The organism is Rudanella paleaurantiibacter (assembly GCF_009184635.1).
In the GTDB taxonomy this organism is placed as follows: Bacteria; Bacteroidota; Bacteroidia; order Cytophagales; family Spirosomataceae; genus Rudanella; species Rudanella paleaurantiibacter.
This window is the reverse complement of the sequence record NZ_WELI01000009.1, coordinates 200,665-226,516: the sequence shown is the minus strand read 5'-3', so window position 1 is coordinate 226,516 and position 25,852 is coordinate 200,665. Positions and strand designations below refer to the sequence as shown.

At 52.5% G+C, this 25,852-nt stretch carries 36 protein-coding genes; 30 read left to right on the top strand and 6 right to left on the bottom strand.

What is annotated here, in order from left to right; all coding sequences use genetic code 11:
* Nucleotides 1–718: 718 nt before the first annotated feature.
* Together F5984_RS20060 and F5984_RS20055 are read right to left on the bottom strand one after the other, a co-directional pair.
* Nucleotides 719–1,174 (bottom strand): helix-turn-helix domain-containing protein, encoded by a 456-nt coding sequence (locus F5984_RS20060; RefSeq protein WP_152125999.1) that lies wholly within the window; start codon nt 1,172–1,174, stop codon nt 719–721.
* Nucleotides 1,171–2,004 (bottom strand): hypothetical protein, encoded by an 834-nt coding sequence (locus F5984_RS20055; protein WP_152125998.1) that lies wholly within the window; start codon nt 2,002–2,004, stop codon nt 1,171–1,173. Before F5984_RS20055 ends, F5984_RS20060 begins: the two co-directional genes overlap by 4 nt.
* A gap of 163 nt (nt 2,005–2,167) precedes the next feature.
* On the opposite strand from F5984_RS20055, the gene F5984_RS20050 reads away from it, so the two are divergent.
* The 12 genes from F5984_RS20050 to F5984_RS20000 all read left to right on the top strand — a co-directional run bounded on the left by F5984_RS20050 (nt 2,168) and on the right by F5984_RS20000 (nt 7,875).
* On the top strand, nt 2,168–2,428 hold the full coding sequence (locus tag F5984_RS20050; RefSeq protein ID WP_152125997.1) for a hypothetical protein: 261 nt from the start codon (nt 2,168–2,170) through the stop codon (nt 2,426–2,428).
* 185 nt (nt 2,429–2,613) lie between these two features.
* A complete protein-coding gene (locus F5984_RS20045) occupies nt 2,614–2,880 on the top strand; it encodes a hypothetical protein (protein ID WP_152125996.1) in 267 nt (88 codons plus the stop codon).
* A gap of 11 nt (nt 2,881–2,891) precedes the next feature.
* Nucleotides 2,892–3,368 carry a DUF4494 domain-containing protein gene (locus F5984_RS20040; RefSeq protein ID WP_152125995.1) on the top strand — a complete coding sequence of 159 codons (477 nt, stop codon included), beginning with the start codon at nt 2,892–2,894 and terminating at the stop codon, nt 3,366–3,368.
* Nucleotides 3,340–3,708, top strand: coding sequence for a hypothetical protein (locus tag F5984_RS20035; RefSeq protein WP_152125994.1), 369 nt, complete (start codon nt 3,340–3,342; stop codon nt 3,706–3,708). The genes F5984_RS20040 and F5984_RS20035 overlap by 29 nt, the downstream gene beginning before the upstream one ends.
* Nucleotides 3,705–3,905, top strand: a complete 201-nt coding sequence (locus tag F5984_RS20030; protein ID WP_152125993.1) for a hypothetical protein — start codon at nt 3,705–3,707, stop codon at nt 3,903–3,905. The genes F5984_RS20035 and F5984_RS20030 overlap by 4 nt, the downstream gene beginning before the upstream one ends.
* Before the next feature lie 960 nt (nt 3,906–4,865).
* Nucleotides 4,866–5,540: a hypothetical protein gene (locus F5984_RS20025; protein ID WP_152125992.1), complete on the top strand. Its 675-nt coding sequence runs from the start codon at nt 4,866–4,868 to the stop codon at nt 5,538–5,540.
* Entirely contained in the window at nt 5,540–5,893 is a 354-nt protein-coding gene (locus F5984_RS20020; RefSeq protein WP_152125991.1) for a hypothetical protein, read from the top strand. Before F5984_RS20025 ends, F5984_RS20020 begins: the two co-directional genes overlap by 1 nt.
* 5 nt (nt 5,894–5,898) lie before the next feature.
* Entirely contained in the window at nt 5,899–6,057 is a 159-nt protein-coding gene (locus tag F5984_RS26590) for a hypothetical protein (protein ID WP_185155586.1), read from the top strand.
* The gene (locus F5984_RS20015) at nt 6,038–6,487 is read left to right on the top strand and encodes a hypothetical protein (RefSeq protein ID WP_152125990.1); all 450 of its coding nucleotides are present in this window, start codon (nt 6,038–6,040) and stop codon (nt 6,485–6,487) included. The genes F5984_RS26590 and F5984_RS20015 overlap by 20 nt, the downstream gene beginning before the upstream one ends.
* Nucleotides 6,465–7,124, top strand: coding sequence for an HAD family hydrolase (locus F5984_RS26585; RefSeq protein ID WP_185155585.1), 660 nt, complete (start codon nt 6,465–6,467; stop codon nt 7,122–7,124). The genes F5984_RS20015 and F5984_RS26585 overlap by 23 nt, the downstream gene beginning before the upstream one ends.
* Entirely contained in the window at nt 7,124–7,618 is a 495-nt protein-coding gene (locus F5984_RS20005; protein ID WP_152125989.1) for a hypothetical protein, read from the top strand. Before F5984_RS26585 ends, F5984_RS20005 begins: the two co-directional genes overlap by 1 nt.
* Nucleotides 7,615–7,875, top strand: a complete 261-nt coding sequence (locus tag F5984_RS20000) for a hypothetical protein (RefSeq protein WP_152125988.1) — start codon at nt 7,615–7,617, stop codon at nt 7,873–7,875. Before F5984_RS20005 ends, F5984_RS20000 begins: the two co-directional genes overlap by 4 nt.
* 220 nt (nt 7,876–8,095) lie before the next feature.
* Here F5984_RS20000 and F5984_RS19995 read toward each other — a convergent pair whose 3' ends face one another.
* Both F5984_RS19995 and F5984_RS19990 read right to left on the bottom strand, forming a co-directional pair.
* Complete coding sequence (locus F5984_RS19995; protein ID WP_152125987.1) at nt 8,096–9,070, bottom strand: GTP pyrophosphokinase; 975 nt, start codon at nt 9,068–9,070, stop codon at nt 8,096–8,098.
* Complete coding sequence (locus tag F5984_RS19990; RefSeq protein ID WP_185155584.1) at nt 9,048–10,115, bottom strand: nucleoid-associated protein; 1,068 nt, start codon at nt 10,113–10,115, stop codon at nt 9,048–9,050. Before F5984_RS19990 ends, F5984_RS19995 begins: the two co-directional genes overlap by 23 nt.
* Before the next feature lie 662 nt (nt 10,116–10,777).
* On the opposite strand from F5984_RS19990, the gene F5984_RS19985 reads away from it, so the two are divergent.
* The 18 genes from F5984_RS19985 (at nt 10,778) to F5984_RS19900 (ending at nt 25,288) form a co-directional block, all read left to right on the top strand.
* The gene (locus F5984_RS19985; RefSeq protein WP_152125985.1) at nt 10,778–11,713 is read left to right on the top strand and encodes an amidoligase family protein; all 936 of its coding nucleotides are present in this window, start codon (nt 10,778–10,780) and stop codon (nt 11,711–11,713) included.
* A complete protein-coding gene (locus tag F5984_RS19980; RefSeq protein ID WP_152125984.1) occupies nt 11,713–11,949 on the top strand; it encodes a hypothetical protein in 237 nt (78 codons plus the stop codon). The genes F5984_RS19985 and F5984_RS19980 overlap by 1 nt, the downstream gene beginning before the upstream one ends.
* 108 nt (nt 11,950–12,057) lie before the next feature.
* On the top strand, nt 12,058–12,573 hold the full coding sequence (locus F5984_RS19975; protein WP_152125983.1) for a M15 family metallopeptidase: 516 nt from the start codon (nt 12,058–12,060) through the stop codon (nt 12,571–12,573).
* Nucleotides 12,570–12,983 carry a hypothetical protein gene (locus tag F5984_RS19970; RefSeq protein ID WP_152125982.1) on the top strand — a complete coding sequence of 138 codons (414 nt, stop codon included), beginning with the start codon at nt 12,570–12,572 and terminating at the stop codon, nt 12,981–12,983. The genes F5984_RS19975 and F5984_RS19970 overlap by 4 nt, the downstream gene beginning before the upstream one ends.
* A complete protein-coding gene (locus F5984_RS19965; protein ID WP_152125981.1) occupies nt 12,922–13,302 on the top strand; it encodes a hypothetical protein in 381 nt (126 codons plus the stop codon). Before F5984_RS19970 ends, F5984_RS19965 begins: the two co-directional genes overlap by 62 nt.
* Nucleotides 13,303–13,507: 205 nt before the next feature.
* Complete coding sequence (locus F5984_RS19960; RefSeq protein ID WP_152125980.1) at nt 13,508–13,801, top strand: hypothetical protein; 294 nt, start codon at nt 13,508–13,510, stop codon at nt 13,799–13,801.
* Nucleotides 13,801–15,084 (top strand): hypothetical protein, encoded by a 1,284-nt coding sequence (locus F5984_RS19955; protein WP_152125979.1) that lies wholly within the window; start codon nt 13,801–13,803, stop codon nt 15,082–15,084. Before F5984_RS19960 ends, F5984_RS19955 begins: the two co-directional genes overlap by 1 nt.
* Nucleotide 15,085: 1 nt before the next feature.
* Nucleotides 15,086–16,051, top strand: a complete 966-nt coding sequence (locus F5984_RS19950) for a DUF6712 family protein (RefSeq protein WP_152125978.1) — start codon at nt 15,086–15,088, stop codon at nt 16,049–16,051.
* On the top strand, nt 16,048–16,863 hold the full coding sequence (locus F5984_RS19945) for a hypothetical protein (RefSeq protein WP_152125977.1): 816 nt from the start codon (nt 16,048–16,050) through the stop codon (nt 16,861–16,863). Before F5984_RS19950 ends, F5984_RS19945 begins: the two co-directional genes overlap by 4 nt.
* Nucleotides 16,791–17,426 carry a hypothetical protein gene (locus tag F5984_RS19940; RefSeq protein ID WP_152125976.1) on the top strand — a complete coding sequence of 212 codons (636 nt, stop codon included), beginning with the start codon at nt 16,791–16,793 and terminating at the stop codon, nt 17,424–17,426. The genes F5984_RS19945 and F5984_RS19940 overlap by 73 nt, the downstream gene beginning before the upstream one ends.
* A gap of 81 nt (nt 17,427–17,507) precedes the next feature.
* On the top strand, nt 17,508–17,774 hold the full coding sequence (locus F5984_RS19935; protein ID WP_221412971.1) for a hypothetical protein: 267 nt from the start codon (nt 17,508–17,510) through the stop codon (nt 17,772–17,774).
* Nucleotides 17,774–18,637, top strand: a complete 864-nt coding sequence (locus F5984_RS19930; RefSeq protein WP_152125975.1) for a hypothetical protein — start codon at nt 17,774–17,776, stop codon at nt 18,635–18,637. Before F5984_RS19935 ends, F5984_RS19930 begins: the two co-directional genes overlap by 1 nt.
* Nucleotides 18,637–19,098: a hypothetical protein gene (locus F5984_RS19925; RefSeq protein WP_152125974.1), complete on the top strand. Its 462-nt coding sequence runs from the start codon at nt 18,637–18,639 to the stop codon at nt 19,096–19,098. The genes F5984_RS19930 and F5984_RS19925 overlap by 1 nt, the downstream gene beginning before the upstream one ends.
* Before the next feature lie 180 nt (nt 19,099–19,278).
* On the top strand, nt 19,279–20,304 hold the full coding sequence (locus F5984_RS19920; protein WP_152126137.1) for a hypothetical protein: 1,026 nt from the start codon (nt 19,279–19,281) through the stop codon (nt 20,302–20,304).
* Nucleotides 20,304–21,314, top strand: a complete 1,011-nt coding sequence (locus tag F5984_RS19915) for a hypothetical protein (protein ID WP_152125973.1) — start codon at nt 20,304–20,306, stop codon at nt 21,312–21,314. The genes F5984_RS19920 and F5984_RS19915 overlap by 1 nt, the downstream gene beginning before the upstream one ends.
* Before the next feature lie 73 nt (nt 21,315–21,387).
* The gene (locus tag F5984_RS19910; protein WP_152125972.1) at nt 21,388–21,819 is read left to right on the top strand and encodes a glucosaminidase domain-containing protein; all 432 of its coding nucleotides are present in this window, start codon (nt 21,388–21,390) and stop codon (nt 21,817–21,819) included.
* Nucleotides 21,819–23,876, top strand: coding sequence for a DUF5977 domain-containing protein (locus F5984_RS19905; protein ID WP_152125971.1), 2,058 nt, complete (start codon nt 21,819–21,821; stop codon nt 23,874–23,876). Before F5984_RS19910 ends, F5984_RS19905 begins: the two co-directional genes overlap by 1 nt.
* Nucleotides 23,876–25,288 carry a hypothetical protein gene (locus F5984_RS19900; RefSeq protein ID WP_152125970.1) on the top strand — a complete coding sequence of 471 codons (1,413 nt, stop codon included), beginning with the start codon at nt 23,876–23,878 and terminating at the stop codon, nt 25,286–25,288. The genes F5984_RS19905 and F5984_RS19900 overlap by 1 nt, the downstream gene beginning before the upstream one ends.
* Here the strand turns inward: F5984_RS19900 and F5984_RS19895 are convergent.
* Together F5984_RS19895 and F5984_RS19890 are read right to left on the bottom strand one after the other, a co-directional pair.
* Nucleotides 25,239–25,550 carry a hypothetical protein gene (locus F5984_RS19895; protein WP_152125969.1) on the bottom strand — a complete coding sequence of 104 codons (312 nt, stop codon included), beginning with the start codon at nt 25,548–25,550 and terminating at the stop codon, nt 25,239–25,241. The genes F5984_RS19900 and F5984_RS19895 overlap by 50 nt on opposite strands.
* The gene (locus F5984_RS19890; RefSeq protein ID WP_152125968.1) at nt 25,547–25,783 is read right to left on the bottom strand and encodes a hypothetical protein; all 237 of its coding nucleotides are present in this window, start codon (nt 25,781–25,783) and stop codon (nt 25,547–25,549) included. Before F5984_RS19890 ends, F5984_RS19895 begins: the two co-directional genes overlap by 4 nt.
* Nucleotides 25,784–25,852 lie beyond the last annotated feature (69 nt).

The following is a 25,852-nucleotide window of genomic DNA, read 5'->3' as shown; positions in this document are numbered from 1 at the left end:
AAAATGAGGAAGTCCTATTTAATGTAGTTTTCATCTAATGAGTATTTTATGAGTGTTTTTGCTTAGTGATGCGGCTGACTGAATAAACTATTTTTTGTTTCAGATTGGGGCCTTAGCAGCGACTGGCCGACCAGCTGGAGCTGGGGTACAGAAAGCAAGCCCCAACACACGATACGGGCGCAAAACCGATCGGTGGCACTTGGTGGAGCGGCTGACCTACTACACGGTGGCAAGTACAATAGTTGTAGCCTGGGAATTGGTGCATGTATGCAGCTTGCCGTATGTTTGGAGTTTATTGGTGGAAACGCTAATAATTTAAGTGTTTTGGTATTCCGGAAACCCGGCTCTCAATCGAGGTCCGGGTTTTTTGTTTGACCAATACGCTCCACGTTGTGGGCAACCAAGATAAACCCGAGTGCTTGAACCTACAGACTGAGCCTTTATAGATGTTATTGGCGTTTTTGATGGCCTTTACGATGGCATAGTCGCCCGAGATAGCCACACTTGATCTTTGGGCGCGCGGCCAGAGACCTTGTGCTTAAGGCAAATAGTCATTCCAGAACAACAAAAAAGCCTGCTCGGTGGAGCAGGCTTTTTTGTTAAACTTCCGTAGAGAGAGAGGGATTCGAACTCTCCTGAACTAAAGCTCTGTAGCTTACCTGATTACCTCTTGGAGGTAATGGCCTGCCACCTCAAGTGCCACCGACTGGGCAAAAAATTAGGCCGTACCTGATACGGCTAAATTTTTCGACATCATGGGGACACCTGCAGGTACGGTAGCAGGCTTATGAAAAGACCGCTCCCGACTAGTTAACAAGGCGTCGATGGTACGCTGTAACCCAGCAATTTGATTGTCTTTGGCTGAGAGTTGCTGAGTGAACATTTCGCGCAGGTTCTTCATTTCAACCTCGAACCGCTCGATGACCTGGTCACCGAAACTTGCGCTGTCTCCATTCTTGGTAAGCATATCGCCGGTACCGCTAAGGAGCCAGTCTGTACTGACCTGCGGATACCGGGCCTTAATTCCCTCCAGCACCTTTGGCCCTGGCTTATGTTCGTCTTTAACGATGCCGTTGATTACGGTCGATGAAACGCCGATCTGCTGAGCAAACCCGTTTTTTGTTAGCCCCAGCGATTCAATCAGGAGCATAGTACGCTGACCAGAAGTATTCATAGGGATTGTTTAATTGGCTCGACTATAACACTGGGGCTATCGTCGACGGTTAAAGTGATTTTAAACGTTCCATCATTAGCAACGTACTCATTCGAGTATTTGCTTTCACTGTACTTCAATCCTCCGAAAAACTTATCTACGTTGAATTGATCAAACAATTTGCGAGACCTTCCGCTGCCAACAGCCTTGGTTTTCCAGCACGTTGAAAGCCGACTTTGATATTTATTTCTAACCTTCTCCATCTTCTTGGATATGGTGGTAGGTTGCCGATTAGAAATAAATGTTGAATACTGTGTGTCGGTCAAAACCTTAATGGGATAGGCTTTATCGCAGTCACAGTTATCATAGCTGTAAGAGACAATAGAGTACATAACATTATCCTCCTCCTCCACGTGCACCCAGGGGTTAAAGATGAACAGTGCATCTTTGCCGTTTAGGTAAAGCCCTTTATTCCGGCGATCGATATGTGGATCGTCGGTCTGCCATCGGCCGTCGTCTTTGAACTTTAACTGAACGCCGGTTATCTGAGTGAGGCTATCGCCCTCCAGGCGGAATTCAACAATATCTCGATCCGATGCCTTCAGGTAGATTGTGTCTCCGTTTTGAATGGGGCGCTCTGATCCTGAGAGAATTGGCTTGTTGTAAGGCTCTGGCAGCATTACGCTTCCATCGGCCGCATGCTGCTTTCTGAATGCGGCCGTCAGCTCATCGTGTTTCTTGCTGGCCATTAATTTTTCGCACCGATCGCTACCGCAACCGACTAAAACAGGGCCAACCAGCAGATACCCAAAAACAGTGTTTAAAGTTTTTTTCAGAAACAAACCATTCATAATCAATAAATTAAGTATATACCATAAAATAAATATGGCAAATACTTGCAATTATTAGAAATATATGTCTAATATTGCTCTCATCATTCACACAATGATAACAACAAAGTTTGCAACAAAGAGCAAACGACCTTCAAAAAATGTGTGAGTGGTTGATGGTAGCATGAAAACGATACAGGAACATTACAAGCGGTTGCGGCATACTGACCTGGACAGATGGAACGAGATGAACGCGACGCTGGCCCGGCAATCCATCAATGCCGACAGCAATTGCCTCATGTATTTTGAACGCACCGTGCTCCGGAAGGAGCGCGCCGGTGGTGTAGATCTGCGCACCCTTCCGTTTGCGATCGCTGATGCGCTGGTGACCTTCCTGGGCTTCTCTCTTGCCGACATCCGATCGAATACTATCCCGGACGCTTAACGCTCCTTTTCAACCAATATCATGATCCCTAACAAGGTCTTTGCTGCCTGCTATCCACTGCAACCGCTGTGGATTATGGTGGGCCTCCTACTGCTGGCCGAGCTGCTCGCAGTAGCACTGGTTTGTTACGTGAACCATCGCGATGCGCGACGGGCTGAGAAGCTGCTCAAATAATGCCTATACCCATGAACACGCCACTTTCCATTTCCGAACTGCTGACCATCACCAGCCCTGAGCTGCTGACCAAACAGCAACGCTGGTCGTTGATCGACAAGCTCGACCAGCAGACCGACTATCTCCAGAAGTGCCAACAGGTGCTCCGCCAGAACGGCCTCGATTGCCGCTCGTTGAATGAGGAAGTACGCCAGCTGCGCCTGAAGCGCCTGCAGATCTGGAACACCTTCAATCCGCATTTTCAAAAAATCCAGATCGGTTGTACAGCAACCGCTTAACCCTTACCATTATGCCACTGTGGTTTCAAGGTACGATCAAGTACCAGAAGGAAGAAATCGTAACAGACCGCCAGGGTGATCAGGTGCGTCTGAAGACGATCAAGCAGACCTATTTGTACGATGCCGTTTCGTACACCGACGCTGAAGCCCGCATTTACAAATGCGTACCGGACAACACACCGGACTTTCAGGTTGACTCGATTTCGAAGCAACCTATCAGCGATATCTTCTCGCACGACCTGGGCGGTATCTGGTTTAAGTGCAAGGTCGTATTCCTGACCGAAGACGATAAAGGCCGGGAGAAGAAGATCAAGAACACGATGCTCGTTAACGCCGACAACGTGAAGGAGGCCTTCGAACGCTTAGAGGAAAGCCTGCGGCCGATCCTGATGCCTTACGAAGTACACGCGATCGATCGCACGCCCATTCTGGAAATTTTCCCCTTTGACGACGAGCCTAATGAATACGCCACGAGTGAAAACGCGTGAGGCCGTTATGCGTGGTCACCTGACCGACGCCCTCAATAATCCCGGCGATGTGCGCGCCCAGCGCATGGCTCTCGACCGAATCGGGCGCGAAGCCTCTCTGGCTAACATCGCCGTGATGGATTGGCTGAAGAACGTACTGGCCGGTACTGAAACGGCCGGTACCGCTGCTGCAGTGCCCGTGCCGGCACCAATTCCCGCTGCGGCACCGGCTCCTATCAGCTGCCGCAAGTGTGGCCGGGAGTTCCGGAGCCAGACAGCCCTCAACGGCCATGGCGAAGCCCGCTGCCGGGGGCGAGTTGAACCCTTTAATTCTCGTCCTATTCTGAAGCAGGCGGCATGAGCACCTTTGGCGAACTCTACCGTAAAGCCCGGTCTATGCGCGACGAGCGACAGGCGATCGTGATGCAGCAGAAGTTAGCCGATCCAGTACTGATCAGGGAGATCGACGAATTAGGCAAAATAATGAGCCAAACGCTCGACGTGTTTCTAAAGCATGGCGGGTCTAAGGCCACTGAAGATACGCCCAGTGGGCAATGAAACAGAGGGGGTTTGCAGCCCGGCATGAGGTTGAGTTGAACGCCAACCAATGAATAGTGCGAACTGCCAAGGCCAGACCGTCCGGTTGACGGGTAAGGGGAGTAGTGCCCTCTTAGGCTGGTTCGAATCCGGCTCTGGAGCATGGCCCACTGGGCCAAAGTCCCGGAAGGAAGGCCGGTTTAGTGGATTAGGATTAGGCGCAATCTGCCGATCGGGTTTCTGGTCGGCAGATGTTTCACCCCCACTAACAGCCTCAACGGAATGCCAGGCCGCTGCCAGACAGCGGGTAAGGGATTGTATGGCCTCGGCCTACATCATGGGCGGTTCGAATCCGTTCCCTGGCGCGATCAGGGTGGGCCTGATCAGGGTCAAGAATGGGATTGCCGGTTGGCTCACGTCAACCGGCAACTTAGTCGAGACCAGGAGTGGCCCACCAGGGTTTGGCTGAGTCGACGTGCACAGCGATCTCAGTCAGAAGCACAGCGTATAGGCACATACGTTTTGTGTTTCGAGCCGACCAAACCAGCTGTACGCATGCCTGCAGCAGTTTTTGGGCGGCACCTCAAAAAAACAGCCTTATGGGCTGAACGGTACCTCTTTGCCCTGACAGATCGTCAGGTTTTTTCAGCCGGTTTTCCAGTTGTCAACGCTGTTGTCAACTCCTGTTGTCAACATTGAGTACTAAAAGACAACTTATTGTCAACTCTGAATAACGTTTGACAACTCACCTTTCCAGTTCTCTCTCCCGAACTGAATAACTGGAAGGGGGTTTCGGCCGAAAAGCGGGCAAAGGCGCACCGAACAGCACCTGGGCAAAAGCAGACCCAAAATGAACCCCAAAATTTCAAACCAAACCACAATGTCCATTTCAGCCCACCTCGGCCACGATCGTTTTTTCGTCCTGCTTAAACAAGAGCAACAGCCCACAATCGCTCAGAACGCCTAAAACGACCCACTCCCATGACCCCATCAAACCCAACCAAACCCAAATTCATCGGCGATCCACTGAATGCCACCTATCGCTGGGAACTGTACCTGACCAACGGCAAGATCTTCGACGGCTACTCGAAAGCCAAGGGGATGGACGAGAAGAAAGACAAGCAGGCGCTCCTGCAGGACTGCATCGCCCGGCTCCTCAACAATGGCTACCTCGACAAATGCTACCAGATGTTTTTCTACGAGCGGGGCGACAGCCATCGCAGCCAGGATCAGCTTATTCTGGAGATGTACCCACACGGTTGTAAGCCACACGCATCGCTGGAGCTCGACCTGTCAACCTGCAACTTCCTCGACCGCATCTACGACGCCCGACGCACCGGCCAGGGCAAGAATTTTAAAGAGCTGCTGCCTCCCCGAGTGAGCAACCGCGAGCAGGAGAAAATAGACTTCGCCTATTCGAAAGCCCGCTTCCCGACGCAAGGAGACCTCCACACGTACTGCGTCAACGTGATGCTCAAGAAGTACGCCAGGCCACGAGTAGAAGCCTGGTACGAGGCCTGCAAAATCAATTACACGCAGGCTCTGACCTCGGCCACTGCACCGGCTCCGCAGCCGGATGTGTACAACCAGCAGGCCGCAGCCGCAGCCCAGCGCACGATTCAGGGACTCCACAACAAGTATAGCTCGAACCGATAATGCAGCCGATCCGGATCAGAATTAGCCTCAACGAATATGCCTACATCCACTGGCGTACTGAAGAGGCCTGGCTGACGCTCCAGGAGGTATCGATGCGGAAGTGGGCAACCCTCGACACCCTGGTACTGGCCGAAGCCCACATGAAAGTTCGCCGAGCCTCGTCGACGTGGGCCTATCGGGATAAAACCAAAACGTACTCCTACAGCCTGCCGGTGTCGCTCGCCCAGGCTCTGCATTCCTCGCTTCAGGGCAGCATCGTGACAGCCGATGGCCTGTCGCTACTCGACAAGCTGCATCATGCCATTGAACGGCTGAGCCTGACGCCAACCATCATCGAATTTCAACCTCAATAATCACCATGAAACTCTTGTTCACAATCCCGCTGGCGCTGCTTGCTGCGCTGGTGGTAGCCATCACTGTTGCCCTGGCAATCCTACTCACGGCCATTCTGGCTCCCGTCCTCGACATTTTTCTGAGTGCTCAAACCCCAAAGTTTTATGACTACGACAAACTCTGACAGCGCCAGCGAGAAGCTGCTGGTCTCGTCGATCCTCAACCATCTGGCCTACCTGCTCATGGCCGAATCGCCGAACAAATCAGCCGTTAAGAAGCAGGGCGAGGTGTACCGGGGCCGGTTGCTTGCATCGCTCGATCCGACCACGAAGGGTGCATTTCTGAAGACCCGCGACATCATGGTGCAGCTGGCCCGAACCCTCGCTGCCTGCACCGACCGCCAACAGCTCGGCCGCACCTATGACTACATTGAGCAGCTGGGCAAAGGTGGGGTATTCGTGGTGCAGGAGCCAGCCGACGCCCAAACCATAGAGCGGCTGGCCAGGCACATGGATCAGGAGCACAACCTGACGCTCGCTGAGAGCGAACTGCGCGAAATCATTTACATCGTACATAACCTATATCGTCCTCATGAAGCGCCACAAGTTGATTGAACCCATCGTCGGTGGGCCGACTCCCGAAAACCTCATTATTGCCATCGACTTCGACGGCACCATCTGCCAGCACCCAGGCAAGGAGTTCCCGGCAATCGGGCCTCCGGTACCGCACGCCATCAAGGTCATGAAGCGGCTGCAGGAAGCTGGACATCAGCTCATGCTCTGGACAATGCGTGATGGTGCTGCGTTCGAAACGGCGCAGGAATACCTGGAACAGCAGGGTATCGACATGTGGTGGAACGAGAATTACGCGCAGAGCTGGAGCAGCTCCAACAAGCAGTATGCGCACCTCTACATCGATGACGCTGCGCTGGGTTGCCCGCTCATCGAGGTAAGTGGTGGCCGAGCCTTCGTGAGCTGGTACGAGGTGGAGCAGACGCTGATCAGCTTGAAGGTACTGCCCGATAACTGGAGCCGGGACAAGATATACCGGATCGACTTCAGCGTGATGTCCGAGGGTGAACAGTATGCACTTGTTGGCCATAGCCTTGGCGATTCGCCAGAGGAAGCCATTGAGCGGCTGCAGCTCTGCGAGTACTCCCATGTTCGGATCGACGTCGAGCGGGTGAATGGTACAGCGTGGCCAGCTGCGCAGGTGGAATTGTTAGGCGAAAACATGGAGGGCAGGGTCTAATGGAAACGCTGAAGAAACTGATCATTGAGGAGCGGGTACGCCAAACAGAGAAATGGGGTAAACAGCAGCTGTCGCTGACTGGCTGGCTACTCGTACTGCAGGAGGAGATGGGTGAAGTAGCCAGAGCCATGCTCGACGACGATCCGGAAGCAGCCCGGCACCAGCGCGAGGAAGCTGTGCAGGTCACAGCCGTGGTGGTGCAGATGTGCGAGTGGCTGAGTGAGCTTCATGGCTGGCCGTGTTCGGCCGAGGAGCTGCTCGACCGGACATTCCTCAAGTACGAGTTCAATTTGGGCGACCCGGCCACATCGTACATCCAGCTCACACAACTGGTGGGGGCATTTGCCGAGCTGATCCTGTCGCGGGCCAATGCCCACAACGACGAGATCAGCAAGATCGCCCGGAAGCTGACCATCTTCGGGCTGGAGCTGACCTACCGCTTACTCGACGTGGAAGAGGTTAGCGATTCGCTCACCATCCCGATGGCAAAATGAGCCGGGAGTTTTATCAACGCTTCGACACCCGCACGCTGCGACGCGTGCGGGTGGGCTTCGAGTTTCGATTCGATCGGGCGCACGACGGCGGGGAGCCGACCGAGTGGATCACCAACCGGATCGCCCTAATCAGTGCACTACTCGACGAGCGCGAGCCGCAGGAGCCAGGCGCAAAAGCCTACCGTGAAGTGGAAGCAGGAAACGCAAAACCGGTTCTGCGTTGGAACCGAAAAAACACCAATGGAAGCAAACATTAATTCAGACACCACAACCGAGCGCCAACTCTGCAGCTTGACCCATCAGGAAGGCATGACGCTATTCACCGTTGCGTTTGGCTACCAGCCATCGCCAGAACATTTCTCTTTGACTGGTCTCTGCAAACAGATAGTTACTGCGAAGAAGGAACGCGCATAGTAGATTTGTAATCTTCCCAATACAAAAAACAAAAGAGGCTGTATCATTACAGCCTCTTTTGACTTAGTAATCTGCAAAACTGTGTCCTAAACCTATGTGTAACGCTTCCAACTGCTGATGGCTAGAGGGCCAATTATCTTTCAGGTAGTCAGGGTCTGTGTTCAATAGGTAGGCGAGCATCAAAACGATCGGATGCGTAAATAAAAGTAATTTACTTCGTTGTATCCAGTTAACTAGCTCAGGGCTTCTTCTAACAAAATTTTTAAGCTTTTCAACTGGAAACGGCTTATCTGTATAAAGGGGCAGAAACAAATCTGACATATCCTGATCCTCGTAAACATGCACGCTAGGCGCTAAATCTTTATACAGTTCTTTAAGCACTTTCATCAATTCATTTTCTGGGTTCTCCGGTTCACGAATCATTTCGAATATTTCTCCAAAATACTCGTCCGTAGATTCCATAAGCGCCATTGATCGGGCCAACTTCCGAAGTATGGCCTTGTCGCTCTTATAGGGGCCTTTATAAACATGGTCATGGCTTACTTCTGCATAGGCGTGTTGAAGTAGTGTTCTGACCTGAATTTCGCATTTTAAAGCGAGAACATCAAGCTCATCGCTAGCTTTTTCTATTGGCCAAACTACAAAATGAGCAGACTGATAGCCAAAGGAATTAGGAGCTTTTTCGATTTCCTTTTCCCAGTCTTTATCATGTGAAATATTCCAAGAAGCATACGCCTTGAGTCTTTCGGAAACCTCCTTAACATCATTAGTTGTCAAAAGAACAATTCTTGTTGCAACCTTATCAGAAGTATCAGTTATCGGGTTGTTGTATTTCTTGGTTACGGTGACTTTCTTGATAAAACTATCTTCCTGTTTGATCCTGAAGTCAGGACTCATTTGAACCCTTTTTTCCATTACCAAATCCTTCACTAAATCGGCAATTGTCTGGTCTACCTTTTTGCCCCAGTCCTTCAAATGTGGAATAAGATCTCGGAAGTTTTGCCGTAGTGCTTGTTCATACTTCTCGGCTTGATTCATATGGCTTTCCTTGTATTCGTATGTAAGTACAATTGCCACTCATTACTTCGTCTATGTTGATATCATCTGGGGTGATTACTTTCACAGACTCGCCGTACTTTGCTTCAGGGAGAGAGATAGTAACTTTATTGGGAAAGTTTATTTTCTTTGTTTCTAAATCCTTTTGTATCAAGGATGTTTCCTTTATAAACGCCGAAGGAAGATGCTGTAAAGCCTCACCTTTATAAGCTGATTTAACTTCTACAGGGAGAAAGTCGTCAGCATACTTACTTACATTTAGTAGTGGGTCATTATTGCTTTTTAAGTATGATTTTAAGGCAATAATTGCGTCCTCTTTACTCTTGTAATTTGTAACATTCTGTTTTATAAAGTCATAAGTGAAATCGAAAAAATTCTTTGTTTGAATTAATGAGTTCCTTCCAACTGAAAACCCCAAAAAGTCGCTGTAAAAATACTCTGCTGGTTTGGTCGCTCTTTTAAAGTTATCATCGAAAATCATGCACCCGTGTGTGTCGTTTGGTGGCAACACTATATCTCCAAGTTCGTTTTTGAACATAGGGGTGAGTCTTTCAAACAATACTCCTATTTTAAAGAGCTTTTGTGAAGGCGAAAGTATAACATCATTCAGTACTTCTAGTATAGCTTTCTCTCCACTTTTATTTTGCCTTATTGCTTCATGGGGTTCTGCTTTAATTACAATTGTGCAAGGAAGGTTTTTGACTGTATGAGTACAATCTAGTACAATTACATATCCACCTGGGATTCTAGCTTTAGTTTGTGATTTAGACAGTTTATGTGCTATCTGCTTGGATGCATTAACAAAGCTTTCCTCATCATTAGGCTCAATTTTCGTACAATAACCGTAAAAGCTTTCCTCTCTCATATCTTGTATATCCAAATGGAATGCCTTTGAACTTTTTCCAAGTGAATTGACAAGCCGGTTATTAATTATATCGCTTACCTCGCTGGAAAGCGTTATCACTTCATCTGACTCCCTTACTGTTGAGTGGGATCGTTGATTTTCCTTTTGAAAAATCTGGTGCATTATTGCACGGTTGATGGATAGGGTGGCCAATTCGCACATGATGACTTAGGATTGGGGTGAACTTGACTATTTTACTTTGTAAGTAGTTTAACCTGTATTAGCATCCTTTGGCGTCAAATTTATATAATTATGTACTGGTTGATTTAAGTTTTTTTTACAACGTATCAATAAATACCACTTCGGGGATTTGAATACAAACTCGCCCCTGGAATATATTCGGTTGAGAGAATTTCTTCTTTGTTAATTCATAGCCTAGCTATCAGCAGGAGGTACTTTACACTCTATTGACGAAGGAAATCGGGCAATGTTACTCATTGGCCTTGTCGGGATTATTATTTTCTGTTTGATAAAGGTTTCGAACTGGTCACACGTACCAAACAACTTATTATCAAAATCCAAGGGTTTGTTGCTTGCCGAAGGTAATAGGTAGTAGGCGACTCAATGCCACCAACGCCGGTGCCTAGCGCCCTCGTTATGTTGGGTGGCGAACTACCCCACAGCCCGGCCAATTGGTCGGGCTTTTTTCGTGCTCGATTGCACTGTTCCAGTGACCTGCGGGACTCCGCATGGAACTTCACGAGACACTACGGCAGGAACTTGCGTGTGCCGGAAGATAGTGCGTGTGTTGCATCATCAAAACGCACTAACGCACAGATAATTAGATGGAAACGCAAGCAATTTTAAACAACGCCAGCCTCACCAAAACTGAAAAAATTCGCCAGCTGCTCGCCCTCGGCCTGACCCGGCGGCAAGTAGCCGACCTGACCGGCGGCAACTACGGATTTGTGCAGAACGTTTTCGCCCGGTACTGGCCCGATCAGGTACGGAGCCGGATGCAGGCAGCGGCCGACGATGTTTTCCGCTTCCTGCCTTTTAACCGGCGCTTCGGGGTGGAGATCGAAGCCTACAACGTAAGCCGCAGCGAACTGGCCAACGCACTCCGGGCGGCTGGGGTCGCGGTTGAAGTTGAAAGCTACAACCACACCACCCGGCGGCATTGGAAAGTAGTAACGGACGGCAGCTTGAGCGGCCATAACAGCTTCGAATTGGTAAGCCCGATTCTGGAAGGGCAAGCGGGCCTCGACGAACTCAAAACCGTATGCCGGGTATTGAAGCAACAGCGGGCCTACATTAACCGCAGCTGCGGCCTCCACGTACATTTCGACGCGGCCAACTTCGGCCTCGCCCAAACCAAGAACCTGCTCGTTAATTACGCCCGCTACGAGGGGATCATCGACAGCTTCATGCCAGCCAGCCGACGCGGATCGACCAACACCTACTGCGGGAGCCTGACCCACCGGGTCGCGCAGATCGACGCGGCCACCAGCATGAACCAGCTGGTCAACTCGGTTATGAACAACCGCTACCAGAAGGTAAACCTGCAAAGCTATAACCGCTATAAAACGATCGAATTCCGCCAGCACAGCGGCACGATCGAATTTGAAAAGATTTCGAACTGGGTGCTATTTTTACACAATCTGGTTGAATACAGCCGCACCAGCCGGGTTGAAACGGCCACGATGGCCAGCCTCGAGCAGATTCAACAACCCGAGATTTTCACCTTTTATCATAACCGCCAGAGCGAACTGGCAGCCTAATGAAATACTTACTCGAAGATGGGAGCGGGGTGGTCGAAGCGGCCACTCCCGCCGAGTTGATAAACCAACTAAAGGACGGCGGTCGGTTTACGGCCGAGCAAACGATTCAGGAGTACATGGATGAGTTTGCGGTTCGGTTTACGGAATTCTACGGCGGTCGGGCACCGCGAACCGACAGCCCCGACAATTTCATTGCCGACCTGGAGGAGCAGGGATGGCTGAAAAAAGTCGAATAACGCTTTTAATTATCTGTTAGTGCGAAAGCCCGGCTGCTCTGCGGTCGGGCTTTTTTATTGTCCTTTCGGGTCGGATCGGTGGGATGCAGCTTGCCTAAAAAAGCACGTATGGATTCACGATCGATCGACGACCTGCACCCGCAACTGGCCTACGCGTTTGGCCTGTCGTGCGGCCGGTGGGCGGCTCTTTATCCCGGTGCCCCTACACCGTTTCTTACCCAAACATTTCGCAGCGACGCCCGTCAAAATGCCCTTTTCGAGCAACCTCGCGACGGCCGAGACAATGACGGCGATGGCCGGATCGACGAGGCCGACGAGTTCGTAACCAACGCCAGGGCGGGCCAGTCTCCACACAACTATCGGCCAGCACTCGCGCTCGACGTGGGCTTCCGACGACTGGACGGATCGCTGGACTGGTCGGAGAAGTGGTTCAACTACTTTGCCCAGCTCATGCTGGAGCTGCCCAACATCACCTGGGGTGGCACATTCAAGCAGCTCCGCGACCGGCCGCACTTCGAGCTGACCGACTGGGAAAGCCGGGTGCCGCAGCCAATTCCGGCAACGCGCACGACACCTCCTCGCCGACCGGCCGCACCACCACACTCACCACCAAAGCCAAGATGACGGTACTCCAGACAATAGGCGGCTTCCTGAAGGGAGCCTACACCAAGTTTGGTACCAGCGCCAACCTGATCAGGGAGGTGTCGGTATCGGTGCTCACGGCTGTGGCCGTAGCCGTGCTGGTGCAGCTGCTCACGCCAAGCGAACCCTCGCCGGTGGCGCAGGTGGGCGACTTGCTGAAGTCGTCGATGGCGGCACAGCATAAGGCCGACTCGATCGAGGGGCAGCTGCGGCTGTGGCAGGTGCAGCGCAAGGTGGATTCACTCACTCAGGTAATTCAGGATCTCCATGAAAAAGACTCTATGCGGGCCAACGCTGGCCTGTCTGATCTGGATGCTATCATCCGGATCAATGGCGCAATCGAATCGAACCGGCGTGCCAGTACGGGCCAGAACCGGGGCGGGCATCGATAGCGTCGAGGCTGTGCGGCAATACGTCAGAAACGCCAAGGCCGTGCTCGATAGCCTCACGGCCCTGCACTATGCCCGGCTCAGTATTACTAAGCTGGGTGTGCGCCTGAAGAAAGCCGAGAGCGGGCGCGACTCGGTAGGTCGGGCACTGGTGTCCACGAGTCGAGACATGGCCAGGGCCGAGCTGGAACGGGCCAATGCGCTGGCACTGGCCTACCAGTACCGGCAGCAACGGCGCTGGAGTAAGGTGGAAAACTGGCTATGGCGATTGGCTGCGGGTTACTTCATCTACAAACAAATCTGTCCTTCCTGCCCTCCGTGAGCAGGGCAATCTTTGACCATGGGAAAGCCAGTGAAATTCTTAATTGATAGTGGCGGCTCGACGAGCACAGATGCCTACATCCATCCGGATCAAGTGGAGTCAATTGTGCAGTCGACTCGAAATCCCAGCCGATGCACCATTCGGACTATCACCGGAACAGAGTACGTAGCCCAAGTATCGGCTGAAACAGCCTACAAGCGACTTTATGAGTAAGACAATCAATCGTCGGGCGATGTTCGCCGAAATCCATCAGGACACCCGCGAGGGCGGGCAACTGCATGTTTTCAGCCTGGCTTACGTGAAAAAGGACGGCACGCTGGGCGAAAAGGGACGCTGCTGCAAAAGCACCAAACGTTGCCCCGGGGAGCGGGGCTACCGGGGCAACGTGAACAATAACCACGTATTGCTGCTCACCAACCTCGAAACCGGCAAGCCGTTCGAAGTGCTCATCGATCTCATTACCCACTACAACCGTATGCGGGTCAATCACAATTCATAATGGAGTGGATAAACGAAAACGTAGCCCTTATTACCAGCCGCAACGGCAATGCCGCCATACTGCAGCAAACCGGCAGCGGCCGGGATCACGCCTATGGCTCCACTCAAGTTTTCGGGGGCGATGGGCGCGATCACGTATCGTGGGGAGCAGGCGATAACCAGCCCAATGTGATGGGTCAGCTCATCCAGAAAAACAACCAGGTACGGCCGCTGCTGGAGTCGAACCGGGACATGATCTACGGTACCGGCATCTCGTTTAACAAGCGGGTGTTTGATACCGTCGACGGCAAGACAAGCAGGCGCCTGGAACCCTACACCGACAGCCGACTGGAGGAGTGGATGTTCAGGAGCCGACTGGCCCACTACATCATTGGCGCCATCAACGAGCGGCTCACCAACGGCAACCACTTTACCAAGTTCACCTTCGAGCTCGATGGTACGCCGATCCTGACGCACCTCGACTGCTTTGCCACCCGCAAGGGCAGGCCTGACGGCCGTGCCGCTGGGCAGTTTCTGTACAACCCGTACTTCGGGGATTACTCGTACTTCCGGCCGACCGAGAGCGAGGTGATACCGGGCTTCAACTTCGTGGAGCCAGCGGCCAACGTGACCAGTGTGTTTCACAGCCGGGAGCCACTGTCGGGCAACCCGCACTATGCGTACCCAAGCTGGTGGGGAGCCCAGGAGTGGATCGAGCTGGCGAACCTGATCCCGATCTTCCACAAGTCGGGCATCACCAACGGCTACAACATCAAGTACCTGGTAAAGGTACCGAAAGACTACTTCGACCAGGAAGGTGGCAAGACGCTGCCGGTGGAGAAGATCCGGGCCAAATGGTCGGAGTTTTCGGACAACCTGAGCAAGTGGCTGGCTGGTACCAAGAACGTAAACAAGAGCCTTATTCTGAAGTACCTACGGGGAGATGACAATAAGCCGCTCGACAACATCGATGTGGTACCGCTCAAAAACGAGATGAGCGACGATGCCTACAGCAAGGTTTGGGAGATGGCCAACGTGAGCATTGCCAACGCGGCCGGTATCCTGCCAACGCTGGCGGGTGTGAATCCGGGCAAGGGCAATGACTCAGGCTCGCAGATCCGGGTGATGGCCGAGTTTCAGCAGCACTTCCGCACGCCGGTACACCACCAGATCCTGCTGGAGCCCATTCAGTACGCACTCCGTACTATGGGCTACAACGATGTAATACCAAGCTTCTCAGGCGTACAGATCACAACACTCGACACCAACCCGACTGGCGCGCAGGCGGTCGTAAACCACAACTAAGATGCTCACACTCGACATTATGAAAGCCCAGTTGGGCATGATTGCGGCCAACATGAAGGCCGACATCTCGGCGGGGTTTCTGGGGCATGCCGAGCGCTGGTTTCGCGACGAGGTGGGGACGGAGATGTTTGCCTGGCTAAAGACGCTGAACGGTACCGAGGCCGAATCGAAGGAGCTGCTGCGGCTGGCGCACTCATGCCTGGCGTGGTATGCCTACTCGCTGGCGTTTCCGCACCTGAAGTACAAGGTTACCGATTTGGGTATCCTGAAAAACAACCCGGAGAAGTCCATCGCTGTGACGAAATGGGAGTACATCGACAGCCGGGACGCCAACCTCTCGATGCTCGATCTCTCACTGGAGTATTTCTGGAAGGAGGTCGAGCTGGTGAAACCGGCCGCATTTACCGGGTCGAGTGCCTACGCTAAACGCAACCGCTGCTTTGTGCGTAGCGCGGCCGAGCTGGGCGACCTGCTGCCGATTGCGGGGCGCAACTACCGATTTTTCCAAAAGCTCATTCCCCACATCGAGTACGTGGAAGATGAGCACCTGCGGAAGGCGATGACGGCGGGCGTGTTCGACGAGCTGAAGCAGAAGTGGCAACAACCCAATGCCTCGTTGAGCTATCAGGAGGAGCGGCTGATTTCGCTGGTGCGCCGGGCAGTGGCTTACTTCTCAGTACTGGAGGCCTGGTCATACCTGCCACTCACCATTCACGAAACCGGCATATCCGAAACGCGCAGCAAGGATGGTACCATGGAGGAGGTAGCGCCCGACTCGAACCTGCGCGGAGCCCTGAAACAGCAGCTCTATACTGACGCCCAAAAGCGCCTGAGTGGGGTGATTGAGTTTCTCGACGAGAACGCCAGCAGCAGCTTGTTCAGTAGCTATTATTTGAAGTACCTGGCCGGTGGAGATAGCCGCTACGAGGCCGACGATTTTACCGATAAACCGCACGTGATTCTATGAGAAATCGACAGGCCGCAACGGTCAGTACCGAAGCTGAAGTAAAACCCCTAAAAGTCGTGAAACCAGAAGTACAACCCGATTACAGCGCCCAGCTGAAGGCGATCGAAAGCCGCAAAGAAGCCATCCGTCAGGCCGAGGCCGAGCGGCTCCGTGAACTCGACGAACTGGCCGAGCAGGAAGCCAAAGCCCGCGACAACGTGAAGCAGGCCAATCGCCAGCAAAAGGCCGACCTGCTCAGTATGGCTAAGTATTACCGCGAACTGGCCGTTGAGCAGACCGAGCGGCCCAAGGCCGACGAGCTGATTGGCTGGGCGATGGATTGCGAACGCCAGGCACGCTTGATCGTGATCGAGGGTGAAGTGGAGGAGGCACCGCAGGCCGCTGCGGAGGCTGTAGAAAAGCCGTCGTTTCTGGAGCGACACCGGCAGCTGGTGTCGGTGGGGGTAATCCTGCTGGTGGGGGCTTTGATCTACATCGCAGGCGAATATTTCAACCTGGCTCGCGAGATCATTATTGAGCGAAACAAGCTGCTACCGCCTGAGCAACAGATGCAACCGTATGACATCACGAGCTTCCAGAAGCTGGCGTTTGAGAAGATGGTACAGTTTACCGACCTGCCGGTGGCGCTGCTGCTGCTGTTGCTGGTAATGCCGCCAGTGGGCTTCTATGTCCTTCCGTTGATACGAACAAAGCCGGACTTTTGGTATGAGTTCAAACACGAACTAACTCCATATCAACGATGCGTACTTGCTACCTGCTTTGTATTGGGCTTCTTGTTGCTGGCCTGTCTGGCGCACCTGGTCAAACTCTAAAACGGCCGACGCGGCCGGTCTCGCTCGACGAGGCTGTACTCCGTCAGGCGATCTTCGACACGGCGGCACTGTTTGTGGGCAAGGTGGAGCGCACCAACCAGAACGATGCCGATTGGATCAAGGCTATTAACCGCAGCAACAAGCTGCCCGACCGGGCCATGTACTGCGCCAGCGCCTTCTACTACGTGCACGCTCAGAACGGAGTCCGGCTACCGATTGCGCCGGTTTCGATTGGGCGGGTGAATGCCTACTTCCGCGACCCGACGAAGATTGTCTGGCGCAAAGGGCAGCGGGGCAACACCCGGCTGGGCGCGAAGATCCGGCGCATGGATGCGGTCTCGCTCTTCGCCAGCCACATTGAGGGCATCGCCCAGGATCGCTACGATCCGGCCGAAGACGAGGAGGTGCTGCTGATTGGGTTTAATACCACTGGAGGCCGAGGCACGCGGGGCGGCTGCTACATCAATCGACGGCGCACCCGCGACATCAAGGCCATCGCCAATTGGCTCACGCCCTGGCTGGAATCGTACCAGAGCAGCCTGGGCAAAAAGCTGTCATTCTAACCAAAGCCGTCCTATCGGGGCGGCTTTTTTGTTGGCTACTTCGCAACCTGTAAAACCAAGTCAAACGAACCATTTATTACCATGAAAAACATTCAGGATGAGTTGAGCCTGCCTGAGCGGCTGGCAGCTCCTACACCCAGGCTGTTCGGCTGGATACGCAACGCAGGCATTGTGCTGGCGGCTCTGGCCGGTGCAGTAGCAGCGATCGATAAGCAAGGGGTATACCTGCCCGATTTGGTGCTCGTACTGGCCGACAAGGCTTACTTTGTGGCTGGCCTGGTGGCAACCCTGATTAGCCAGCTGACCGTTGACCTGAAAGCATACCGTGCCCAGAACGCACTGAAGTAATGCAGCAGATCGAACTGGATGGGGTGTCGTACAACTTGCCCGAAGCGTGGGACGAGGTGGGGCCGGATCAGATCGCCCGACTGATCAATCTGGTTTACCTCACACCCGAGTCGGGCAAGATGTATCATGCCCTAATACAACTGGCCCTGAACATTCGACCCAAAGCCTGGCGCAAACTGCACCAGAAGCACTTTTCGCCCAACCTACCCGAGTCTGTGCGCTGGAAGAATGCCGAGGTGCTGCAGACCATTGTTGCCCAGCTGCAGTGGCTGTGGCTGAAGCCTATGCACCGGCAACCGTTCCCGAGCATTCAGGTGAACGGCAAAGCGTGGTTGCTACCCGAAGAGGGCTTCAAGACCATGAACTTCGGGGAGCTGACCGACCTGTACATCCACATGCAGGCCTTTATCCAACAAACAGTACCAGGCTACGAGCGGCTGAACTACCTGGTGGCAACTGCCTGCCGACCGCGACGTGGGCGCGGTTATACGCTGCGGCCCGACTGGAACGGCGACCACCGCGAGCCCTACAACGAGTTTGTGGTGCGGGAGCGGGTGGCGGAGGTTGCCAAGCTCGACTTCAGTACCCGCTCGGCCGTGCTGTTGTACGTGGCCAGCAACATCAAAAACGTACTGAGTGGGTATGAACTGTTTGATCCGGACGCGACGGCGGAACCCGTCGAGGAGGGCGAGCGGTACGCCGGGCAGGGCTTCATCAAGAACGCGCACCTGCTGGCCGAAAAGCACATCTTCGGCAACCTAAAGCAGACGCAGGACGCCAACCTGCATGAGGTATTACTCTTTCTGGAAGAGCACCGGGCCGACCAGCTGGCGCGGCAGGATTCCGAAAAAACAGACAGCTAATGATCGCAACGACTTTACTTTGGGAGTATTTCCGGCCAATTGCCGAGGGGCTGGATGGGGTGGTGTACGTGGGCCAGTCGGACGCGGCCAAGATGGAGCGCCTGGTTACCGAGTCGATGACGGAGGAAATATACCCGGCCGTGTTTCTGATGCGGCCTCGGTACCGGCCGATCGACAACGGGGCCGACAATCAGGTGGCGGAGTTCAACGTGATCTTCTACGTACTGTGCCAGGCTGTGAACGATAGCGAGGAAAACGTGGATGCGGCCTTTGACCAGGCTGAGGAGCTGGCACTCTCGATCCTGCGCCAATTTCGGCAAGACCACCGCGAAACGGCCTTTGTCGACTTCGACTATTCGAGTGCCATGCTGGAGCCCATTCAGATGATGACGCTCGACACGGCAATGGGCTACGAGGTAAAGTGCAAGATCTCGCTCATTGCGAACGAGATTTTTTCTTAACATTGAGCTCAGAATGATTGAGAATTGGGCTTGTTCAAAGATAGTGGACAAACTTACTGCCTTTAGAATTCAAATGACTACATGGTGTAAATTCCATGCTTTTGTTTTCGAAAGTAAAGTTCTAATGAACTGTACTTAGCTTAATGGAATTTGATAATGAGTATGTCGACTGAGAAAGGAATGGAAATCTATAATCTCGAATTTGATAATGTGATCTCTAGTATAGTTGGTTTGGGGCAAACCGATTATGCGTATACGCTTGAGCGTATATATCCATTGATTAATAAGCTTGATGAACAGAGAAAGCTTTTGAATACAAAATTTTACAAAAGACTTGAAAAAGATATTCTCTCTGGTTGTCTAATGCCCCCACTGACGCTTGCTTTTGTTAAGAAGGAGGGAGAGATTCGAGATATTGGTCAACTGAGCAGATATGTAAATGAAAATATTGACAACGGTTTTATTTTGGATGGTATACAAAGGCTCAACACGCTCAAAAGAGCATCTGAAAGTCCAGAATTTGATTACACGAAAAAGATTTTTTTCAATATCATTATTGCTGGAAACAAAGATAAATTGCTCTATAGGATGATTACCCTCAACAATGGTCAAAAGGGTATGACTCCAAGACATCAGATAGAGATATTGACGAAAGAGCTATTTTACTTTAGTGGTCTTTCCATAAAAGTTCAGACAGAAAAAGATAAGGCTGCCACTCCGCTCAAAGAGTCTTTCAGCTATGGTGATATTGCCAAAGGGTATATGGCCTTTCTAACCAACAATGTGAATAATGAGAACTCTAAGATCATCGAGGAAAAGATGGATGAGATTCTTGTGGGAAGAATATTAGAGAATGACATTTCAAAAAATCAGATTGAATTTTACGACATTATTCAATTTGTTGACAGACATGCAGACAGCTCAATTTGCTTAAAGTGGTTTCAAACTGTCAATAACTTCATTGGTTTTTGTGTAGGATTCAATAACTCATATGACATATTACGTGGATTCTCTTCTGGAGAATTAGAGGCTCAACTACAGAAGTTTGAGCTTGCATTTAGAGCCTTAAACCCTTCAAAAATCAATTTGGGAAAGTTTCGGAGAGAGCTTTCAAAGGAGTTTGTGTACAATTTGAAAAGATATAGAGATTTGGATGTAACTGATGTTGAAGAAATCTTTTTTGAACTAACTAGCACCGATGATTAATGCAGCCGCCATTTGAATTTTTTGAGCATTCTGAAGATGAGAGAATATATTTACAATTCCCCGGGCTGAAAATTCAGAATAGTCCAGCTTTTTATTTGATTCTTAGAGGTATAACCGGAACCCTGAAACTCACCCAGACATATAGAAAGGTAACTTTTGTGCAAGGGGTCGACTTTTTGAAGCTTGAGTCTCAGTCGTCTTATCAGGCAGAAGGTTTGATTTCAAGCAACGAGGTTTCAGAAGACTTAAAAAGTGGGATTCTAGATGTGATAAGGATAGTAAGAACAAAATGTAAATCTGATATACATAATATATTGGATTATTTGTCAGATGGACTTACTATGGAAGACTTGTCGCGTGTCCTAGAGAACAAAAGACTGATTCGAAGGAACAAAGACTTCTTCGAGTCGCTCAATAATGAACTGTGTAATTTTTATTACCATTTTCACAAGGACAACCACACTCTAGCCTTTTTACATTTATATCGTGTTTTAGAATATGTATCTTATTCATTTCCTGTTATATATGCTTCTAGGACTAAGGATTTTGCAAAATCTTTTAACGAGCTCAAGAAACTATTTGCAGGAGATAAAGATCAAGGTGAATTAAAAGTTTTTAACACTTTCATTGCTCATGTCTTAGCTTCAGAAAAAGACTACAACAGTTTAACGATTGATATAAACATAACAGCGAACAATGAATATAATGCCAGTAAGATATATGAAACAATTAAGAAAATATGTGATAAATCGATATTCGATGAACAAAGCTGTATTGATGGATCGAAGCTCGTTGTCAAATTTCCACAATTTTCAAGTTTCATCATTACGGTGAGGAATAGGTTCTTTCATTTGAAAAACTCTCAAGACGTTAATATGAAAAGTACCGATATAGTAGACTCTGACCATTTTTTTAGTCTGATTAATAGACAATGCGCCTATTTTATTGGCTTAATTATACTTTCTGTAATTAGTGAAGCATATTTTGACCGTGAATCATTGAAGCATTAATCAAGGTTGCTCTGTGAGGGTAACTGTCCTTTTTTAACAATACACTTAGCCGCAGATTCGCCTAAAAACGGATATGCGGCTTTTAGTTTTCCTGCTGCTGGCTCACCTTAGCCTAGCACAGCGCACCGACCGGATTGCGCATTATACCCATCTAATTGCCCAACAGGGCTACCAGTATCCCCATCTGGCTGCGGCCATCTCGGCCGTGGAGACCGGATACTGGAATCCCAAGGTGGGCATTGTTCGGGCACACAATCTCTTTGCTTTCAAGCGCAACAGCCGCAAGAATTACATCGCGGTGCGGCCGAGCGGCTACGTGGTTTTTGAGAGCGACTCGGCCTGCCTGGCCGACTATGGCCAGTACGAGCAGCAGGTGATCCGGAAGTACACACTCACCTCGGCCGAGCGGTTTCGCAGGCACCTGATCCGGCGCTTCAGTAGTGATCCGAACTACGGCCGCAAGCTCCAACATGCTCTCACAGCTACTAAACACTGTTTTCGATAATGATTGACGCACTTGCCACCAATCTGGTACACCAGCCGCTGCGGTTTTCGCGAAACCGACTGGAGGTAACCATCGACGCGGCCGACACATCGCTCACGAGCCGGGCCGACCTGCGCTATGCGCTGAAGATACTGGTACCAACCTTTGCCCAGAGCACCGAATTTGAGGAGCTGACTACGCTGGTAGGGCGTGAGCGACCACCTGTTACGATTGGAGGCAGCACCCGCTACGATGGCGCGCAGTTTCGGATCGACGAGGTGCTCGACGGATTCCTCGAAGCTACCAAGCCCGCTGCTCGCCAGAGCCGGTTAAGCCTGCTGCCGAGCCTGACGATGCCCTACTGCCTGCAGGAAACCGTAACGGGTGGCGAACCGGCCGTGGACATCAACCTGACCCGGCCGAAGGAGTGGGTGTTTAAGGGCGGTTTGAGCCACGAAGATTTCGCGGGGTGGGGGGAGCGTTTCTTTGACCGGCATCTGCGCGACACACGCCAGTTTCTGACCTGGCAACCAAACCGGAAGCAGGTGGGCCGGTCGGACGTCGACGAGGAGTATCTGTACTTTCTGCTCAACTTCACACCGCTGCCTACCCAGCTGCGGCTCCGGGCGCAACTGAACCGGGCGGATGGTACCAGCGAAACACGCACGCTGTTGACGCTCGACCGGCCGGGCCTCAACTCGGTGGTGTGCTGCCCGGTGGGGTTTGTACAGCTGGGATTGGGGAGCGAGCCGGATCTGCTCGATTACCGGATCTGGCTGGCTAACGAAAGCAACTTCCGGCTGAGCGAGGTGCGCATCTTTGAGGTCGACCCGAACGAGCGCCCATGGGAGCGTTATTTGCTCCTGAGCAACTCGCTCGGCGGCTGGGATACCATGCGGTTGCTGGGGCAATCGGAGGAGACAGCGACCGCCAAACGCACCGTGGCCGAGCGCGACGAGTACGGGGCCACCGCTATTGATTTTGCCGGACTGCGGGTGGTGGATGTGCAGGGCGACCAGACCCTGACGGTCTCGACCGGCTGGTTTTCCCGTCAGGGCGTGGTCTGGACTCGGTACCTGAATGAGCTGCTCTACGCCAAGGGCATCTTCCTGATTACAAATAAGGGCCACGTGCCGCTCCAGCTGGCAACGAATGAACTGGTCGTGCACGACGACGATGCGGATCTGCTGTCGCGCACGCTCGTGTTTACCCGCACCAAAACCGACCAGAATTATAGCGCACTCGGCCCGGCTCCTGTTGAACCTGCGCGGCCGACAGCCTGGCGCGGTATGGGCTTCCGGCACGTGCTCGATGGTTTCGGGTTTCGCACAGGTCTGGGCGCACCGATCCGGCTGCGGCAGTACTACACCGACACGAACGAAGATGTGAAGCCCATAACCGAGAAACCCAACGTAGCAGGGGATGAGCACTACATCAGCCCAACGCCGATACCGGGTACCGTGCCCGGAACTACGCCGTTTGCGTCGGCCGAGATCAGCAGGCTGGGCACCTATCGTCGATCGAACTGCACCGGGGGCATGGAGGGCGGAGCGGCCACGATCCTGATACCGGCAGGGCGCTATGGGGGTGAGAATGCAGGGGATGCCAACGCCCTGGCCGAAGCCGAGTACCGGGCAACGGACACCCAGGCTTACGCCAATGAGCATGGCAGCTGCTCGTTTTCTGAGAACTACGCCTGGACGGTACCAGCGGGCCAGTGGCACGTGCGGTTTAGCCATCCGCTGCAGATGGCCATTTTTCATAATGATGGCCTGGGCGGGCCTGCCGACATGGGCAATACCGAATCGTTGCAGGGCACGGCGGGTGCGTTTATCTACCCAGCTAAGTCGAACGATCTAAACTTCCCGGTGGGCGACCTGAACTGGCTGGTGTACGTATTTGGCGATCCGGGTGCTCTGAAGCGGGTGAAGTTTTACCGCAACGGGGCATTGCTCTGGAGTCGGGATATTACCATCAACCGCGACGGGTTTGAGCTGCTGGCGTTGCTCGTTGGTGAGGCCACTACCTACCCGATGGCCTCTGGAGATCGAACATTCATCAAATACGAAGACCGATAATGAGTTTAGATATTCGCATCGATGGGCGGACGGCCGACCTGGCCGCAAACGCAACCCTCGATTTAGCCCTGCAGAATCCGCACTTTGATTACAGCAAGCTGGTAGGCCTGACCGCCAGCCTGCCCAACTTTCCGCTCACTCGACGAAACCAGTATCTGTTTGGATTCTGGGAGCAACCGCAGGCAGGGGGCATTTTGGGGCGGCACCGACTGGAGCAGTACTCAAACGGGCACCTGATCAGAGAGGCTCAGTACGTACTGACCGAAGCCAGTCCGGCTGGTTACGCCGGGGTGATCGTGGAAACGCTCGGTGAGTTCTTTGGCGACTGGCAGAGTGAGCTGCTCTCGAAGGTTGACCTGGGCACGATAGAGGTACCGGGCGTAGTGCCGGCCGCAGGTATCGACCAGGACGGCATGAAGGCTGTGGTGTTTCCGACCGTAATGAATCCGGACTATTACACCACCAACGGTGGGGCCGTGAGCTACACTGGCTGGGTTAACGACTTCTCTGGAGCGGTGAACACGCCAGCCCGGCCATTGGTGCCCATGGTAACGCTGAAGTGGTTGCTGAAGAAAATCGCGCAGGCTACCAACACGATCATTGCTGGCGACTTTCTGGAACACCCGGTGTACAGCAATCTGGTGCTCTACAACACGCGGGCACTCGACGGAGCCAGCTCGGTGGTGGTGAACCGGCACGTGCCAGATCTGACGCCGGTGGAGCTGGTGCTGGAGCTGCGAAAGTTGTTCAACATTCGGCTGGAGCTGGACTCGGTGTATCGGAAAATGACGCTCGGATTCTTCGACGACAACATTCGTCAGGCACCCGTGATCGACTGGAGCAAGAAGGTGGCAGGGCGGCTGATCAAGACGCCGGAGCAGAACCGACGTTTGCAGCTGGGCTACGATCTGGATGGGGGCGATGCCCTGATGAAAGACAAACCGCCGTTACTGGCCGACTACCTTACGCCCGGCACCGGCAGTATTGCGGCCCTTAAAAGCAAAATATCGACGCTATTGACCGATACCGCCACCGGCCTACCGAAAGCGGCACAGCCGGGAAATACGGCGCAATTTGGGCAGGGTGCTAATGGGTGGAGCCCGCGACTGTTGTTCTGGCAGGGCGTGGCCGGTGGGGTACCGATAGCGGGGCCATCCATGGGCGGGCACTCGTTGTACTGGAATGGCGATGGGGTAAACGACGGACTTTGGTACCACCACTGGCGCGGCAGGGAAGCGATGCTCGACGAGCAGTTTTACGCCAAGGTGCCCATTATGCTGACCGAGACGGATTTGGCCTTGCTCGATTGGGGCCAGAAAGTACACATCAACGGCATGAACTATTTCGTGGTGCAGATCGATGTCAGCCTGCCGATTCGGAAGGCGGCTGGGTGTCTGTTGGTTTCGGCATAAGTTGAGTGTAATAGTACCAGCTGGCCATTCGTTTGAGAATACCTAAACGTTTGGACTCAGTAATGCCTGGCGTGTTCGACACAAGCAAAATGGGCAAGTTTCGAACCTGAGCTACTGAGCCGTCTGGCTGGTATTCATCCATCTGACGCAACGACCGAAAGCGCAGCACTTCGGCTCTCAGGCCGGATTTAGGCTCCAAAATAAAAGCCGCTTCGGAGGGCGAAGCGGCTTCTTTATTTTCAACAATAAAGTGTTCTCTCATGAGTCGGGCGGCAACCACCGCACAAAGTGCACTTTGGCGTGTTGCTCGTTGGGCGGCTGAATGATGTACAACTGCATCTCATCGCCCACCCTGGTTAGGTACCAGGGGAGCCAGAGATGTTGGCGTATGTAGGCCGGAACAAAGCGGCTGCGATACTTGGAGCCTCGACGATCAAGCTGCACAAATAGAGCCTGACCGAGGGCCATACCTTCGTTGAAACGAGATGCTTCCATAAGAACTAAGCCGTTTTTTGACCGCTGGCTGCTGCGGAGAATAGCCGCAAGATACAAAGGGGGGTACAA